The 16,799-nt window shown below is 35.9% G+C and carries 17 protein-coding genes and 2 pseudogenes; 1 reads left to right on the top strand and 18 read right to left on the bottom strand.

Annotation, left to right across the window (positions count from 1 at the left end; translation table 11 throughout):
• Positions 1-6: 6 nt before the first annotated feature.
• The 6 genes from ald to THESIDRAFT1_RS14590 form a co-directional block, all read right to left on the bottom strand.
• Positions 7-1,131 (bottom strand): alanine dehydrogenase, encoded by a 1,125-nt coding sequence (ald, locus tag THESIDRAFT1_RS06895; protein WP_003868969.1) that lies wholly within the window; start codon positions 1,129-1,131, stop codon positions 7-9.
• A 128-nt stretch (positions 1,132-1,259) separates the two neighbouring features.
• Positions 1,260-1,622, bottom strand: coding sequence for a PqqD family protein (locus THESIDRAFT1_RS06890; protein WP_003868968.1), 363 nt, complete (start codon positions 1,620-1,622; stop codon positions 1,260-1,262).
• 53 nt (positions 1,623-1,675) lie between these two features.
• The gene (locus THESIDRAFT1_RS06885) at positions 1,676-3,625 is read right to left on the bottom strand and encodes an OPT family oligopeptide transporter (protein ID WP_003868967.1); all 1,950 of its coding nucleotides are present in this window, start codon (positions 3,623-3,625) and stop codon (positions 1,676-1,678) included.
• Between the two features lie 493 nt (positions 3,626-4,118).
• Positions 4,119-5,369: a UDP-N-acetylglucosamine 1-carboxyvinyltransferase gene (gene murA / locus THESIDRAFT1_RS06880; protein WP_004399967.1), complete on the bottom strand. Its 1,251-nt coding sequence runs from the start codon at positions 5,367-5,369 to the stop codon at positions 4,119-4,121.
• Between the two features lie 6 nt (positions 5,370-5,375).
• On the bottom strand, positions 5,376-5,543 hold the full coding sequence (locus THESIDRAFT1_RS14595; RefSeq protein WP_279624993.1) for a YwmB family TATA-box binding protein: 168 nt from the start codon (positions 5,541-5,543) through the stop codon (positions 5,376-5,378).
• 44 nt (positions 5,544-5,587) lie between these two features.
• On the bottom strand, positions 5,588-6,124 hold the full coding sequence (locus THESIDRAFT1_RS14590; protein WP_279624992.1) for a YwmB family TATA-box binding protein: 537 nt from the start codon (positions 6,122-6,124) through the stop codon (positions 5,588-5,590).
• 361 nt (positions 6,125-6,485) lie between these two features.
• On the opposite strand from THESIDRAFT1_RS14590, the gene THESIDRAFT1_RS06870 reads away from it, so the two are divergent.
• Positions 6,486-6,782, top strand: coding sequence for a hypothetical protein (locus THESIDRAFT1_RS06870; protein WP_003868964.1), 297 nt, complete (start codon positions 6,486-6,488; stop codon positions 6,780-6,782).
• A 22-nt stretch (positions 6,783-6,804) separates the two neighbouring features.
• Here the strand turns inward: THESIDRAFT1_RS06870 and wecB are convergent, their stop codons facing one another.
• The 12 genes and pseudogenes from wecB to THESIDRAFT1_RS06810 form a co-directional block, all read right to left on the bottom strand.
• Positions 6,805-7,959, bottom strand: coding sequence for a non-hydrolyzing UDP-N-acetylglucosamine 2-epimerase (gene wecB / locus THESIDRAFT1_RS06865; RefSeq protein ID WP_006569916.1), 1,155 nt, complete (start codon positions 7,957-7,959; stop codon positions 6,805-6,807).
• 30 nt (positions 7,960-7,989) lie between these two features.
• Positions 7,990-9,030 (bottom strand): glycosyltransferase family 4 protein, encoded by a 1,041-nt coding sequence (locus THESIDRAFT1_RS06860; protein ID WP_006569915.1) that lies wholly within the window; start codon positions 9,028-9,030, stop codon positions 7,990-7,992.
• A gap of 68 nt (positions 9,031-9,098) precedes the next feature.
• Positions 9,099-9,542 carry a deoxycytidylate deaminase gene (locus THESIDRAFT1_RS06855; RefSeq protein ID WP_003868961.1) on the bottom strand — a complete coding sequence of 148 codons (444 nt, stop codon included), beginning with the start codon at positions 9,540-9,542 and terminating at the stop codon, positions 9,099-9,101.
• Between the two features lie 17 nt (positions 9,543-9,559).
• Complete coding sequence (gene upp, locus THESIDRAFT1_RS06850) at positions 9,560-10,192, bottom strand: uracil phosphoribosyltransferase (protein WP_003867307.1); 633 nt, start codon at positions 10,190-10,192, stop codon at positions 9,560-9,562.
• Positions 10,193-10,241: 49 nt separating this feature from the next.
• The gene (rpiB, locus tag THESIDRAFT1_RS15125; protein WP_039929517.1) at positions 10,242-10,688 is read right to left on the bottom strand and encodes a ribose 5-phosphate isomerase B; all 447 of its coding nucleotides are present in this window, start codon (positions 10,686-10,688) and stop codon (positions 10,242-10,244) included.
• Positions 10,689-10,739: 51 nt separating this feature from the next.
• A pseudogene (locus THESIDRAFT1_RS15120) lies at positions 10,740-11,150 on the bottom strand (low molecular weight protein arginine phosphatase); the annotation flags it as partial.
• The gene (locus THESIDRAFT1_RS06835) at positions 11,147-12,211 is read right to left on the bottom strand and encodes an L-threonylcarbamoyladenylate synthase (RefSeq protein ID WP_006569913.1); all 1,065 of its coding nucleotides are present in this window, start codon (positions 12,209-12,211) and stop codon (positions 11,147-11,149) included. The gene THESIDRAFT1_RS06835 and the pseudogene THESIDRAFT1_RS15120, both read right to left, overlap by 4 nt.
• A 27-nt stretch (positions 12,212-12,238) precedes the next feature.
• Positions 12,239-12,958, bottom strand: coding sequence for a ZIP family metal transporter (locus THESIDRAFT1_RS06830; RefSeq protein ID WP_004399974.1), 720 nt, complete (start codon positions 12,956-12,958; stop codon positions 12,239-12,241).
• Positions 12,959-13,287: 329 nt separating this feature from the next.
• Positions 13,288-14,357: pseudogene (gene prfA / locus THESIDRAFT1_RS06825) on the bottom strand (peptide chain release factor 1).
• A 48-nt stretch (positions 14,358-14,405) separates the two neighbouring features.
• Positions 14,406-15,245, bottom strand: a complete 840-nt coding sequence (gene prmC / locus THESIDRAFT1_RS06820; RefSeq protein ID WP_003868956.1) for a peptide chain release factor N(5)-glutamine methyltransferase — start codon at positions 15,243-15,245, stop codon at positions 14,406-14,408.
• Positions 15,232-16,158, bottom strand: a complete 927-nt coding sequence (locus THESIDRAFT1_RS06815; RefSeq protein WP_006569911.1) for a DUF1385 domain-containing protein — start codon at positions 16,156-16,158, stop codon at positions 15,232-15,234. Before THESIDRAFT1_RS06815 ends, prmC begins: the two co-directional genes overlap by 14 nt.
• A gap of 15 nt (positions 16,159-16,173) precedes the next feature.
• On the bottom strand, positions 16,174-16,755 hold the full coding sequence (locus tag THESIDRAFT1_RS06810) for a thymidine kinase (RefSeq protein ID WP_003868954.1): 582 nt from the start codon (positions 16,753-16,755) through the stop codon (positions 16,174-16,176).
• Positions 16,756-16,799: the final 44 nt, after the last annotated feature.

Below are 16,799 nucleotides of genomic sequence, written 5' to 3'. Positions count from 1 at the left end.
AAAATCTTACTCTTTATCTAAAGCTTCAACAGGATCGACATACTCTAAACCTTGAGCATCTGCAACAGGTTTGTATGTTACCATTCCTTTATAAACATTTAATCCTTTTAATAAAGCTTTATTCTCAAGTAGAGCCTTCTTATATCCTTTATTTGCTATTTCTAAAGCATAAGGCAATGTTACGTTAGTTAAAGCAAAAGTAGAGGTTCTCGGAACAGCTCCTGGAATGTTAGGCACAGAATAATGTACTACTCCATGTTTTATAAAGTACGGGTCTTTGTGAGAAGTCGTTCTATCACAGGTCTCTATACAACCACCTTGGTCTATTGCAACATCCACTATTACTGCACCTTTCTTCATCGTCTTTACCATTTCTTCTGTCACAAGCTTTGGTGCTTTTGCTCCAGGTATCAAAACTGCTCCTATCAACAAGTCAGCTTTTTTCACACTCTGAGCAATATTAAAACTATTTGACATCAAAGTTGTAACTCGTCCTCCAAATATGTCATCAAGATATGCAAGTCTTGCAGGATTTACATCCAATATTGTAACTCTTGCTCCCATCCCCACAGCTACCTTGGCTGCATTTGTACCTACTGTTCCCCCACCTATTATTACCACTTCTGCTGGCTCTACTCCTGGGACTCCCCCCATTACAATTCCTCTTCCTTCATTTATGTTGGTGAGAAGATAAGCTCCTATTGTCACCGACATCCTTCCAGCTACTTCGCTCATGGGAGTTAAGAGAGGAAGAGCTCCATTATCTAGTTGTACTGTCTCATAAGCAATACCTACCACTTTTTTCCTCAATAGAGCTTCTGTTTGTTGTTTATCAGGAGCTAAATGAAGATAAGTAAAAAGAACCTGTTCTTCTTTGAAATAGTCATATTCGCTTGGCTGCGGTTCTTTTACTTTCATTATCATATCTGCTACATCAAATACTTCTTTTGCAGTAGAAAGTATTTTAGCGCCAGCCTTTGCATATTCTTCATCAGTTATGCCACTTCCCATTCCTGCACTTTTTTCAATATATACTTCATGTCCATTTTTTATAAAAGCTTCCACTCCCGCAGGAGTAATAGCCACACGAGCTTCTGCAGTTTTTATCTCTTTGGGAACACCAATTTTCATATTCTATCTCCCCTTTATCAATCTTTTGCCAAAACCTTTTCAATATATTAATTCTACAAAAATACTAAAAATCCTTCAACAAAAAATAGAAATCATAAAAATTTTTAAGCAAACAACATACTATCTTTTTATTTAGAATGTCCACTCCTTGAAAAATATATCCATCCTCTTCTGTTAAGATATCTTATAAACATTATCAACCTTTCATAAAGAGGCTCAACTTCATCTCCAAATTTTTCTTTTAGTTTTTGCCCTATTTCATAAACATTCCTCTCACCATCTATTAAATTCCATACAGCACTTCCTATTTCATCTAACTCTAAAGTAGTGGTCTTTGGCCTTTTAACAAAAAGCCTCACTGTTTTTTCAATCAATTTGTTATGATGAAATATAAACACTACTTTTCCTTTCCTATTTTCCCATTCTACCTTATCACTACGATGAGGTACATAAAGCAAGAAATTGTCGCTCTTTTTTCCTTTGCTTTTCATCTCTTCCACCCTTTACAATCAACACTCCCACTTTAGATGGGAGTGTTGATTTTTTAAGCCTCTTCTTTATCATTCTTACAAGTGTATAAATATAGGAACAATCCAACTAACAAGAACATTATTAATGAAAACCACGGTGCAAACGATGAGGTATTTGTAATCCAATTAGAAGCAAAATCTATATTTATCTTTAAAGCCACAAAAGCAGCAATAATAAGTCCCATTAAGGCATCTCCAGCAACAAGTCCTGAGGCAATGAGAATACCTTTTTCCACTTTTTCTTTTTGCAATTTTTCGTTTTTCCTGTAACGTTGATCAACTATCCATCTTATTATACCACCAACTGCAATAGCGGCACTTAATTCAAAAGGCAAATAAAGTCCTAATGCAAATGGCAGTACAGGAACGTGCATCATCTCCGCCATTATCCCCATAAAAACACCTGCTATTATAAAGGTCCAAGGCAAGTCACCTGTCATAATGCCTTTTACAACCATTGACATGATGGTAGCTTGAGGTGCTGGAATATCTTTTGAGCCGAAACCGTAGGCATTATTTAAAAGTATTAAAATTAATCCAGCAAATACTGAGGCGGCTATTATACCAACATAGGTAAATATCTCAACATATTTGGGAGTTCCACCTATAATAAAAGTAGTCTTCAGAGATTGTGCATTTGCTCCAGCTATAGCAGTAGCAACACATACTATACCCCCAATGGTAATAGCTATTACCATCCCTTCGTTTCCAACAACCCCAATAAGTTTCAAAGCAGATGTTACAATGAGCAATGTAGCTATTGTCATACCAGACACAGGATTGTTAGAAACTCCTACCAGTCCTGTAATTCTTGCGGATACAACTGCAAAGAAGAAGGCAAACAATATTGCTAACAAACTTCCTAATGCAGTAACACCAAGAGAAGGTGCTAACCATGCTACAAAAAATACAAAGGCCGCTCCAAATATTACCCACGTTAAGGAAACATCAATATCTGTCCTTTTAACATCTTTGCCTTTCATTCCTAACCCTACCATTGATTCTCTAAAAGCTTTTACTATAGTAGGAAGAGCTTTTATTAAACTTATGAAACCTCCTGCTAAAACGCCACCTGCACCTATATACCTAATATATTTACTCCATATGGCACCCGCAGACATATCTTTAATAAGGTCCGTAGCAGGGTATACTGGGGTGGTAAGTCCTGCCCCAAAGAATTTTATAAGAGGTATTAACCCTAACCAAGCAAGAACACTACCAGCCAACATGTAAAGTGCTACATCCAAACCAACAATAAAGCCAACACCCATTAAAGAAGCAAGTACATTTACACCTACTTCCGTACTTTCAAACCTCTTTATAACCCAAGAAGGGTTTTCTGACCATATTCCAAAGCCACCAGATAAAAGCTTGTAAATTCCACCTACTAACATGCCTGATAAAACTGTCATAAAGCCTGTTCCACCCTGATTGCTGGTCACAAGTACTTCAGCAGCAGCCATTCCTTCAGGATAGATAAGTTTGCCATGTTCTTCAACTGTCAAATATCTTCTTAAAGGAATTACAAATAAAGCACCTAAAAGTCCACCTACTAAAACGACAAAAACAATTCTAATTAAAGTAAATTGGTCCTCGAATCCCCACAAAATAATAGCAGGAAGAGTAAATATGATGCCACCCGCCAGGCTTTCACCTGTTGCAGCAATAGCCATCACTAAGTTTGACTCTAATATGCTATCTCGCTTAAAAACACCTTTTAATAAAGCCGTTGCTAATACTGCAGCCGGGATAGCGGCACTAATTGTCATACCAGCTTTTAAACCTAAGTAGGCATTTGCAGCAGCAAAAAGTATAGCAAATAAGCTGCCAACTATGACTGCCACAGCTGTAAGTTCTGGAAGTGCTTTATCTGCCGGTATAAAGGGAATATATTCACTACCATGCACTCCACCGTAAGCATCATGAGACAATTTTCTCTTTTCTGAACCTTGTGCTTTGGCCATTTTAATCCTCCTATTCAAAATGATTTTGAACAAAATTTAACAAATTTTGTCCTTTTATGTCATCCCCCCTCTATTTGTGTCTAATTAAACATTTACATTTAAAAACTATACACAATTTATACTACACTATATTATTCTTCAAAATATAAAAAAATCCTTCTATTTCTTAAAAATTTTTTGCATACAAAAAAGGCGCCAATATGACGCTTCCAGTTTGTTGACAAAGTCAAAAATTTTTAAAATAGGATATTTTGCATCGTCACTCCGATGTTCCAAAGCGACAAAACTAAACTCGACCTTCGGGTTCCGGCAGGGTACCGGGCAGATTCGACATCCTTGTCTTAGTGCCCGCCTCCGCCTTCCTTGGCTTCGGCCCTGCCTCCACCCTTGGTCTTGTTAAGTTTTGTTGCCGCTTTGTCACAAGTCGCACCGATTGCAAAATATCCTATTTTCGAAAGTTTGTCTACAGTCTGAATGCGTCAATATGACGCCTCTATTTCCTATATATTATTGCTCCAAGATTTTTTAACTTTTCTTCCATTTTTACATAACCTCTGTCAATATGATAAATATCATTTATTTCAGTTTTACCTTCTGCAATAAGTCCAGCCAATACTAAGGCTGCTCCCGCTCTTAAATCCGTTGCTTTAACTTCTGCACCTGTCAAATGTTCTACTCCTGTAACAACAGCACTTCTTCCTTCTATCTTTATATTTGCCCCCATACGCTTTAGCTCATCCACATGCATAAATCTATTTTCAAAAACTGTTTCTATTATAACGCTTGTCCCTTTTGCCACTGTCATCATAGCCATCATTTGAGCTTGCATATCTGTAGGAAAGCCTGGATAAGGAAGAGTTTTTATGTCCACCGCTTTATAATTTTTAATTCCTTTGACTCGCAGTCCTTTAGGTTCTTCTGTTATCTTAATTCCGCATTCTGTTAATTTCGCAATTATAGACCTGACGTGATCCACTATGACATTTTCTATAAGAACATTTCCTCCAGTCATTGCAGCTGCTACCATAAAGGTCCCCGCTTCAATTCTATCTGGTATGACAGTATGCTCAGCCCCTTTTAGCTCTTTTACTCCTTCAATTCTTATTGTATCTGTACCAGCACCCTTAATATTCGCTCCCATCTTGTTGAGAAAATTGGCAAGGTCAACAATTTCCGGCTCTTCCGCAGCATTTTCTATTATAGTAACTCCTTCTGCAAAAACTGCCGCCATCATGATGTTTTCTGTAGCTCCAACGCTTGGAAAATCTAAATAAATTTTTTTGCCTGTCAATTTTTTAGCTCGTGCTTCTACATAACCATGTCCTATAGTAATATCTGCTCCCAAAGTTTGAAATCCTTTCAAATGCAAATCTATTGGGCGAGAACCAATAGCACACCCACCTGGCATAGAAATTTTAGCATGCCCAAGCCTAGCAAGTATAGGTCCCATCACCAAAAACGATGCTCTCATTTTCTTCACCAAATCATAGGGGGCTTCTATATCTTTAATATCTACTTTTACTTTTAATTTCTCATTCTCAAAGTCACATATAGCACCAAAATGCTTAATTAACTCTATCATGACATTGACATCCTCTAAAGTAGGTATGTCGTCTAGCACTATTTCTCCTGATGATAATAAAGAAGCGGCAATTATAGGTAATACAGAATTTTTAGCTCCACTTATTTTTACACTTCCTTTAAGTGGTGGACTTTTTTCAACAATAAATTTCGTTTTTATCACCTTCTTTTAATATTCTATAGCTATAATAGGTGTTGCAACCCACAAATAAGTCTTATCATCAAAAGAACTATATCTTATTGCTACGTTTAAATTTATTTTTTCACTTCCTAATTTAATATATTCTTTTAATTTGCTCGAATAAGCAGAAACACTTATTATGTTTTCATCTTCCATTCCTTCTACTTTTTGTGCATGTAATTTGTCAAGTACTAATTTAACTATACTACTATTTTTTCTTTATTCAACTTACCTTTAAAAGTTCCGACAAAACATACTGTTACCTTAGGTTTTAGCTTGAATATTTTAAAAGTATTATTTATAAGTGCCTTCTCTTTTAAAGCATTGTCATAACCGTTAATAAGATATTCGTCTATTAACATATAAGTTTCGCTATTTGAACCATTCTTTAAACTTTGAACTGCTATGTTTATATGTCTAGTGTTTTCCGTATATTCCACTTCCACTTGTCTAAAATTGTTTTCTTCAATGCGAGATATTTTGGTTTTTTGCTTATTGATATTCATGTTTTTTATCGCTATTTCGACATATTCATTTATTTTGTAAAAAGATGTAAAATCATTGTTAATCTTTGCCCATGCGTTTATATTTGCATATTCATATTTTGCACCCGTATTTAAGAAAGTCATCTTTACAAGTTCTACATTATCATCAAAAGAAAGAAAAGCTTGTCTTTGGACACTCAATGAAAATAAAACTGTAAAAATTATTATTCCTATAATTATCCTCTTAACCATACCTCATACCTCCATATATACTTCCTTAAAGAGAAAAGGCGGTAAAATATCAGCGAATCCACAAGGGGGAGAATGGATCCGCCGATTTTTACCGCCCTTCTATTTTTAATTATTAACGGAAATAACAAGATTTATTCATCAATCTAAAAAATTTCATTATTTACATAATAGGAAAAACGGACATCTATTAGAAATAATTAGATAAAAAGAGAATAAGTCAGAAAAGGTCAGATATGTGTAGATAAATTTTCCTGGTGAACTTTTTTAGTCAAATAAGGTCAAAAATCAAATTTGTTTTATAATTTTTATAAAGTAAAATTATAAGTGGAAGGAAAAATCTCTCAAAAAGGAGGTGTAGTATATGTTCTGGGTAACACTTATTGTAGTAGGACTTATATCTAGTCTTGTATTTCATCCTTTGTTCAATTCCAAAGCTGGAGAATCTTACGGCGAAAAGCTAAATAAAATCTACGGAACATACTGGGCAGCACTAGTTGCACATCTAATAGGAGCATGGCTTGGCGGCGCTTATCTTGGCAAATGGGGCTGGATAGTCGCTGATTACAACGTAATAGGTGGATTCATCGGAGCAATAGTAATTGGTTATCTCTGGTACCTAATCGCTAAAAGTCAAACCAAGGCAGAAGCTAATAAATAAAATAAATTCATAAAAGCGGGGTTTACTCCCCGCTTTTATATTCCTCTGGCTTTGTGTCACTCAAGTTAAACGCATATTTTATCGCCTGAATTATTCTCAAAGAGGCTTTACCATCACCATAGGGATTTACCGCATTAGCCATTTTATCATATTCTTCCTTGTTTTCAAGAAGCAATGTTCCTTCATTGTATACAACTTCCTGTTCTGTTCCAATTACTTTTACTGTCCCTGCTTCAACAGCCTCCGGTCTTTCTGTAACATCTCTCAAAACAAGCACGGGTTTGCCCAGAGAAGGTACTTCTTCCTGTAAGCCTCCCGAATCAGTCATCACCATATAGCATTTTGCCATGAGATTGTGCATTTCGTCTGTATCAAGAGGGTCCAAAAGAAGCACATTGCCAAGTTCCCCCAACATGCTAAATACAGTTTCTCTCACTACAGGGTTTTTATGGACAGGATATACTATATAAACATCCTTGTAATTTTGAGCAATCCTTTTGAGGGCATTGCATATATTTTCAAGAGGTTTACCCCAATTTTCTCTTCTATGAGCTGTAACTACAATAACTTTTTTATCATTGTAATCAATTTGGTTGAGCCGTTCATCCCTAAAAACATAATCTTTCTTTACAGTATATGCCATTGCATCTATGACAGTATTGCCTGTAACAAAAATGCTTTCTTCACTTACTCCTTCTTTTAAAAGATTCAATTTTGCCCTGCTTGTAGGAGCAAAGTGTAAATCTGTCAAAACTCCTGTAAGCTTTCTGTTTATCTCTTCGGGATATGGAAACCATTTGTTAAAAGACCTCAGCCCTGCTTCTACATGTCCCACCTTAATTTTGTGATAAAAAGCTGCTAATGCAGCAGCAAAAGTTGTTGTAGTATCTCCGTGTACAAGTACAAGGTCCGGCTTTTCGCTATTAAAGACTCTTTCAAGCCCTATAAGGGCAGAAGTAGTAATTTCAGATAATGTCTGTTTTTCTTTCATGATGTTCAAATCATAATGCGGAGTAATATTAAAAAGCCTCAGCACCTGATCGAGCATCTCCCGGTGCTGGGCTGTAACGCAAACTTTTGATTCAAAATCTTTTTCTCTTTCCAAAGCTTTAATAAGAGGTGCCATTTTAATAGCTTCAGGTCTTGTCCCAAAAACAGATATGATTTTTAATGTCATAATTTTACACTCCTTAATATGTTGCAATTATCAACGAGCTTGTGTACCTTTTTTTTGCCTTTCTAAAAGCTCAAGTTTATCTGCACCCCACATTACAAGCAAAATTGAAATTAAAAGGATTATCAGTCCTTTTAATTCGCTACTGAAAGATATCAATATAGCACTTATTCCTAGCAACAGACTTACGCCGTACATTATAAGCACAGCCTGTTTTTGTGTAAGGCCTTTTTCTAAAAGCCTGTGGTGCAAATGTCCTTTATCTGCTTCCATAATTGGTTTGCCGTTTATTAATCTTCTAATAATTGCAAAGGCTGTGTCAAATATCGGAACTCCTAAGGCAAGAATTGGCACTGCAATGGCGATTGCCGCTGCTGATTTTACTGCTCCTTGTATGGATATAGCTGCCAGCACAAATCCTAAAAACATAGACCCTGTATCTCCCATAAAAATTTTTGCAGGATTAAAATTGTAAGGCAAAAAACCTAAAGCAGCACCAGCAATAGCGATTGAAATAACAGCGGTTGCAAATCTGCCATTTAAAAGAGAGACTATAAAAAGAGAACCCGATGATATGACTGCTATTCCTGCTGCCAGTCCATCAAGGCCATCGATGAGATTCATAGTATTTGTAATCCCTACTACCCAAAAAAGCGTAAGAGGAATGGCTACCCAGCTTTTCAGATATATCATTCCATCTCCCAAAGGATTAGAAAGCCAATCTATTCTCACACCACTTATTATTAGTACTACGGCTGCTACAACTTGTCCTAAAAGTTTAATTTTTGCACTAAGACTGTACTTATCGTCAAACAATCCCAAGACTACAATTATTGTGGCTCCTAAGACTATACCAATGGTTTCAGAAGTTTTGGGCAAAAAGAGTAATATGCTTATTATCGTACCAGAAAATATAGCCAATCCACCTAATCTGGGTATAGGTTTTGTATGGATGCGTCTTTCTTCATCAGGTATATCAATGGCTCCAATCGCAAAAGCCAATTTTTTCGCTATGGGAGTAGCAATAAGTGACACTATAAATGCCACAATAAAAGATAGGAGGTATACCTTCATTTTTTAACACTCCTTGAGAGTTTTTCACTCTATCTTATTCATTTGATTTAATATACACCACTATTATTTTATCTCTCAATTTTTACTAAGTCAACATTTGCTTCTTTTAGAAGCTTAAAAGCTAACTCATCGGGGTACTCCTCTTCATATACAATCCGCTTAACTCCTGCATTGATTAGCATTTTAGCGCATATAACACAGGGGCTAGCGCTTACATATAAAGTAGCCCCCTTGGTACTTACTCCATGCAATGCTGCTTGTATAATCGCATTTTGCTCTGCATGTACTCCTCTGCAAAGTTCTGGCCTTTCTCCCGACGGTATTCCTAATTGCTCCCTCAAACAGCCTGTCTCTTCACAATGGGCAAGCCCTGTAGGAGGACCATTATATCCTGTTGAAATTATGTGTTTGTCCACCACCAAAATAGCCCCTACTTGTCTTCTAAGACAAGTAGAGCGAGTTTTTACAACATCTACAATTTGCATAAAATATTCATCCCATGAGGGTCTCATTTGTACATCCCTCGCTATCACTTTGTGCCGAAAAGCCTATCTCCTGCATCTCCTAAACCCGGTACAATATAACCATGTTCATTTAAACCTTGGTCTATGCTGGCTACGTAAATTGGAACCTCTGGATGGTCTCTGTGAACTGCCTCAATCCCTTCTGGAGCAGCTATTAAATTCACCAATTTTATATTTTGTGCGCCTCTTTCTTTGAGAAAATGTATAGCAGCACAAGCAGAACCTCCTGTCGCAAGCATAGGGTCTACCACAATGAGGTCTCTTTCTGCTATGTCGGAAGGCAGTTTACAGTAATATTCTACAGGTTTTAAAGTTTCAGGGTCCCTGTAAATTCCTATATGTCCTACTTTAGCAGCTGGAATGAGTTTTAACATTCCATCCACCATTCCTAATCCTGCCCTTAATATAGGGATTATTCCTAATTTTTTCCCTGCAATCACTTTTGTCTTTGCCACTGCCACTGGAGTTTTTACCTCTATCTCTTCAAGAGGTAAATCCCTTGTTACCTCATATGCCATAAGCATAGCAATTTCTTCTACTAATTCTCTAAATTCTTTAGAACCTGTATTTTCATCTCTTATAAGGCTTATTTTATGTTGAATAAGTGGATGGTCAATGACAAATACATTTTTATACATTTTTTACCTCCTGTAAGTTTAAAATTTCTTTTCTAATCACAAATTAATATCATTTGCTATACTTTTTCTCAATTTCCGCTATTTTGTCAATCCTTCTCTGATGACGTCCTCCTTGGAAAGTTGCATTTAACCATTCTTCCACCATCATCACAGCAAGTCCTGGTCCTGTAATGCGTCCTCCCAAGCACAAAATATTAGCATTGTTGTGTTCCTTAGCGGCTTTTGCTGAAAAAACATCTTCTGCATGAGCAGCTCTAATTCCTGGTACTTTATTTGCCGCTATTGACATACCAATGCCTGTCCCACAGACTAAAATTCCTTCGCTGCACTCATGAGATGCAACAGCCTCTGCTACTTTGAGGGCATAATCTGGATAATCGACAGATTCTGTACTAAAAGTTCCAAAATCTTTATAGGCTATTCCTTTTTCATTTAAATACTTTTTTATAGCTTCTTTAAGTTCATAGCCACCATGGTCAGCTCCTAATGCAATCACCATTTTACCCTTCCTTTCTTGTGAAATTTTTGTTATGATCTTTGAAATTAAATCCTCTAACTCTCGAGCTGTCTCTCTATACACCTCTATAGGCATGCCGTAAGGGTCCTCAACCTCTCCCTCTAGCCCTACAAATTCTTTTATAGTAAAAACTTTATTGGAATATTCTGGGTACTTAGAAAGTATGCTCTGTTTATGAGAATTCGACATAGCTAAAATTAAATCAGCCTCTTCTAAATCTTGACGTCTTAAACTTTTTGACCTGTGGTTTGAAATATCTATATTATAATCCTGTTTTAATACTTCTATTGCTTCTTGTGAAGCTGGAAAACCTTCTGGAGCAAATACTCCAGCAGATTTTGCTTCAAAGTCCTTACCGAAAGCTTTCGCTTTGTCATTAAAAAGTCCCTCTGCCATAGGGCTTCTACAGGTATTCCCAGTGCACACAAATAATACTTTCATGGCAATTCTCCTTCAGCACTTATTTCTTTATAACCGGCAGCTTTTTCTAATCTATTCATAATAGCAAGTCCAATGTTGTCATATTCAAAACTTTCAGCAAAAATGACATCTACTCCCTTTTTGTCAAATTGTCGTAAAACTGCAAAAAGATTCTTCGCTATCGTCTCTGGTCTATTTCTATCCCCTACGACAATAATTTCTCCTTTTTCATATTGTGTCGAAGTTTGTACCGTTGCCATTATACCAACTTTTTTACCATATTTCAATTGTTCTTCTGTCAATTCTTGAATTTTTTTTACAACTTTCTCAAGGTCTCCTGTCACTATATAGACCTCCGCGTTAGGAGAATAATGCTTGTACTTCATGCCAGGAGACTTAGGCTTTAAATCTTCCTTTGGCTTTTTTAAAAGTGAAGGATCCACTTCAACATTTCCTATCACTTCTTTAAGCATTTCCAAAGTAACTGCTCCCGGTCTTAAAATGACCGGCACCTTTTCTGTCAAATCCAAAACAGTAGATTCTACGCCAACATCACATTTTCCTCCATCTATTATTACATCTACTTTTCCATACAAATCTTCAATAACGTGAGAAGCATCAGTAGGACTAGGCTTACCTGAAACATTAGCGCTGGGAGCAGATATAGGTACTTCTGCCCTTTTGATTAAAAGATGAGCAATCGGATTTGAAGGCATCCTTATAGCTACAGTATCCATGCCAGCCGTATTAACATAGGGTACTTTTTCTGATTTTTTAAAAATAAGTGTTAAAGGGCCTGGCCAAAATTTCTTCATAAGAGTTTTAGCTTTTTGAGGTACATCTTCGACAAGGTCATAAATCTGCTCTAGTTCTGCGATATGAACAATAAGAGGGTTATCTTGAGGCCTTCCCTTTGCTATAAATATTTTTTTTACAGCCTCTTCATTAAAAGAATTAGCTCCAATTCCATAAACTGTCTCTGTAGGAAAAGCCACAAGTCCCCCTTCTCTTATCACATTTGCTGCAAAATCAATAAGCTCAATTTCTGGATCATTTTTATTAATGCGTACTATTTTTGTCATTTAAGGCACTCCTTGTAGAATTAAAACTTACAAATGCTTTGTTATTATTATACCACCTATAATACCTAATATCATCCCCAAAATAGAAATTTCTCCTTTATAAATATTTCTGGCTTCAGGAATTATATCACCACAGGTCACATACAACATAGCTCCTCCTGCTATACCTAAATTAAGTCCAATAAAATAAGGGGATATACCACCCGTCAAAACTCCAATTAAAGCCCCTATTCCTGTAGGAATCCCAGCTAATACGGTGTATATTACATTTTTATAAGGAGGTATGCCGCCTGCAGAAAATGGCGTTGCCATTGCTAAACCCTCAGGAAAATCGTGCAAAGCAATAACCAATGCGATGTTAATACCTAATGACTGAGATACCATAAAACCAGAGCCCACTGCAAGTCCCTCAGGAAAATTATGTAAAGCAATTGCAATTCCTAATAATACACCTTCTTTTATGAAGCCTCCAGCGATATCCATATTTTCTATTATCATGTCAAAAAAAGAAATCAAAATAGCTCCTATTAATATCCCAATTGTCCCCAATGCAAGACCTGCTATATCAAAAGCATGAGGCAACAGGTCAAAAACTACAATAGAGAGCATCAAGCCCGCAGTAATCCCCATAATTCCACTAAAAAATCTAGCAGAAGGGTTTTTGAAAAAATATGTAGCTGCTCCCCCCAGCCCTGTGCCAATCACTCCAACCAAAGAGCCTATTATCATAGCATTGAAGGTAGACATAAAAACATCCCCTTAATTTTTAAATCTACTTCAAATGTATTAAATCGTTATTGAAGTTATGCTTAGCACAAAAAAATTCGCTCGAAGGTAGGAGGACCATCGAGCGAATAAAGCGTCCTCTATAGAGGACAGCTGGGGGGCAATGTTAAATTGTATGTATTTTGTCACATACTGCTATTTCTTAGTTTAACTTAATAAAGTGTTTTTTATAATTATAATTTATAACGATTATTTAGTCAAGCACAAAAATTTAAATTATACCTATATTTTTTGATAATACACACTTCATATCCTTTTAAGGAATAAAAAGAACAGGTTTCCCCGTTCCTTTAATTTAGATTCATATTCTTAAGTTTTTCTGCCTGGTCATTTAAAATTAAAGCATCTATAATTTCATCCAAGTCCCCATCAAGAACTTCCTGTAATCTATATAAAGTTAAACCTATTCTGTGGTCAGTGACTCTACCTTGTGGAAAATTGTAAGTTCTTATCCTCTCGCTCCTTTCCCCAGTACCTACTTGGGATTTCCGTGTCTCAGCAATTTCTCTTTGTTGTTCTTGTAGAGCCATTTCATAAAGCTTTGCTCGCAAAATTTTAAGAGCTCTTTCTCTATTTTGAATCTGTGACCTTTCATCTTGGCAAGTTACGACAATTCCTGTTGGAATATGGGTAACTCTGACTGCGGAATCAGTCGTATTTACACTCTGCCCTCCATGACCACCTGACCTAAATACATCTATCTTTATATCACTTGGATTTATCTCTACATCAACTTCCTCTACTTCAGGCAAAACTGCCACTGTAGCGGTAGAAGTGTGAATCCTTCCCCCGGCTTCAGTGGTTGGAACCCTTTGAACCCTATGAACACCACTTTCGTATTTTAACCTGCTGTAAGCCCCTTTTCCAGAAATATTCAAAATTACTTCTTTAAACCCTCCGATATCTGTTTCATTGGAGCTCATTATTTCTACTTTCCAACCTTTTTTCTCTGCATACATGGAATACATCCTAAAAAGGTCATGGGCAAAAAGAGCTGCCTCTTCTCCTCCTGCTCCTGCCCTAATCTCCATTATGACGTTTTTCTCATCATTTGGGTCTTTTGGTATTAAAAGAATTTTTATCTCCTCTAATAATTTTTCTTTTTTTCTTCTAATTGAGAAAGTTCTTCCCCTGCCATCTCTTTAAGTTCTTCATCATTTGAAGACAACAACTCTTTTGTAGCCTCTATATCTTCCAAAACTTTTTTGTATTCTCTGTATTTTAACACAATATCTTCAATAGCCGCATGCTCTTTTACATACTTTCTCCATTCATTTACATTTGAAATAATATTAGGGTCACTTATTTTTTGACTTAATTCTACATATCTATCTTCTATTGCTTGCAATTTATCAATCATTATCTCACCTCAAAGATTGATTATACCACATATTATCTTTTGTGAAAACTATAACTTATACTTCGCTATTATCACTCTGTCAATACCCGCCAAATCTTTAATTATTTCAATATCCTTAAATCCATCTTTTTCTAAAAAATTAGTTATTTCTTCTTTTTGGCCATATCCTATTTCAAAGCCAATTTTTCCGCCTGATTTCATATAAAAAGGAGCTTCTTTTATAATTTTTTTGTAGAAGAAAAGTCCGTCTTCTCCTCCATCTAACGCGACAATAGGCTCTTTTTTTACTTCTTCCTGCAGTAGCTCAATTTCATTTCTTTTAATGTAGGGAGGATTTGACACAATAAAGTCAAACTTTAAATTTGGCGGAAGATTACGAAAGAGGTCACTTTCTATAAAGAATATCCTATCTAAAACTCCTTGCTTTTCAGCATTGTACTTTGCAACTTCAATAGCTTTTTTGCTGATGTCAACTGCGTACACAGTACAATCTGCAAAATATTTAGATATGCTTACAGCTATAGCACCGCTACCAGTACCTATATCCAAAATTACATTTCCTCTTTCCACCCTTTTTAACACTTCTTCTACAAGAATCTCTGTCTCTGGCCTAGGAATTAACACGTTCTCATCTACAAAAAACTCTAATCCCATAAAATGCTGCTTTTTTACAATGTACTGATAAGGAATGTGAGATTTTCTCATATTTAAAAGTCCTAAAAACTTTGCTAACTCCCCTTCCTCCACTTCATCTTCTCTTTTAATTATTAGATTTATCCTATCCATCCCCAAACAGTAAGCAAGGAGCAGTTCCGCTTCAAGTTTAGGATTTTCGCAAATATTTTTAAGTTCTTTTGCCCCCAAATTTATTGCCTCATATATTTTCAAATTCACGTCCTCCCTCATCTTCTAAAACACTTTTTAGTGATGCAATAGCAACTTCTAATTGACTGTCATCAGGCTCCCTTGTGGTAAGCTTTTGTAATAGCAAGCCAGGATATACAAAAGCCGTTATTATTTTATTGTCACTTCGCCCCGCTAATTTTATTATTTCATAAGATATACCAGCAACTACAGGAAGCAAAAGAATTCTACTAAGTATCCTTATATAAAGAGTAGGCCATTTTAAAAAAGAAAAAACTATTATAGAAACTATCATGACTATGAAGAGGAAATTTGTCCCACATCGAGGGTGTAAAGTAGTATATTTGCGAGCATTTTCCACTGTCAATTCCTCTTCATGCTCAAGGCAATGAATAGCTTTATGCTCTGCCCCGTGATATTCGAATATTCTTCTTATATCTTTCATCTGTGATATTAATACAAGATACAAAATAAAAATAGCAACTCTTAACAATCCTTCGACAAAATTTATAACTACAGTATTTTTTGTAAATAATTTGATATAATCGGCTACATATGTCGGCCCGATAAAAAATATGATAATTGATAAAATTAAAGATATTGCGACAGAAAAATACATCAAAACATCATCTAACTTATCTCCAAAAATTTTTTGTAAAAATAAATCAAATTTTGAAATATTTTCTTCATCTTCTTCTTCAAAAAGTTCTGCAGAATAAGTAAGGCTTTTTATACCTATGATAAGAGAATCAAAAAGAGCAAAAGTACCTCTTATAAAAGGCAGTGAAAAAAATTTATTCCTTTTAGTCAAGGGTTTTACATACTCTTTATTTATAATTATTTCATCTCCTTTTCGTACAGCTGTCGCTACGCTATTGTGTCCTCTCATCATAACTCCTTCAATTACTGCTTGACCACCTATATCGGTTTTCTTCATCTCTACACCTCTTTTCTATGTACGGGGAACTTCATGGCATTTTCGACACCTTGCTTCATAGGTTTCATGGGCCCCTACTAAAATGATTGGGTCATCGTATTTTGCAGGTTTCCCATTGATAAGCCTTTGAGTTCGAGTAGCAGGATTGCCACATTTCACACATATAGCCGTCAGTTTATCTACAGACTCCGCAATTGCCATTATATCAGGAGTAGGGCCAAAAGGTTCCCCCCTAAAGTCCATATCTAAGCCAGCACAAATGACTCTTTTGCCTAGATCTGCAATTTCTCTTACAACATCCACAATCGAATGGTCAAAAAACTGAATTTCATCAATTGCGATAACCTCTGTGTCTTCTTCTAAAAGCTCAATTATTTCAGAAGCCTTTACTACACTAATAGCATTTATATTAGTGCCATTGTGAGATACCACCTTGTCAATAGAATATCTATCGTCAATAGCCGGTTTAAAGACTTGTACTTTTTGTTTGGCAATTTGGGCTCTTTTAATCCTTCTTATGAGTTCTTCACTTTTACCGCTAAACATAGGACCAACTATAGCCTCTATAAAACCATGATCCAAAGAACCGTATATCATAAAAACCACCTTTCTTAATGTCAAATTAAAAACAAAAGGTTAGA

This window comes from Thermoanaerobacter siderophilus SR4 (assembly GCF_000262445.1).
Taxonomy (GTDB): Bacteria; Bacillota; Thermoanaerobacteria; order Thermoanaerobacterales; family Thermoanaerobacteraceae; genus Thermoanaerobacter; species Thermoanaerobacter ethanolicus.
The sequence above is the reverse complement of the archived record's forward strand: the minus strand, read 5'-3'. Positions and strand labels throughout refer to the sequence as shown.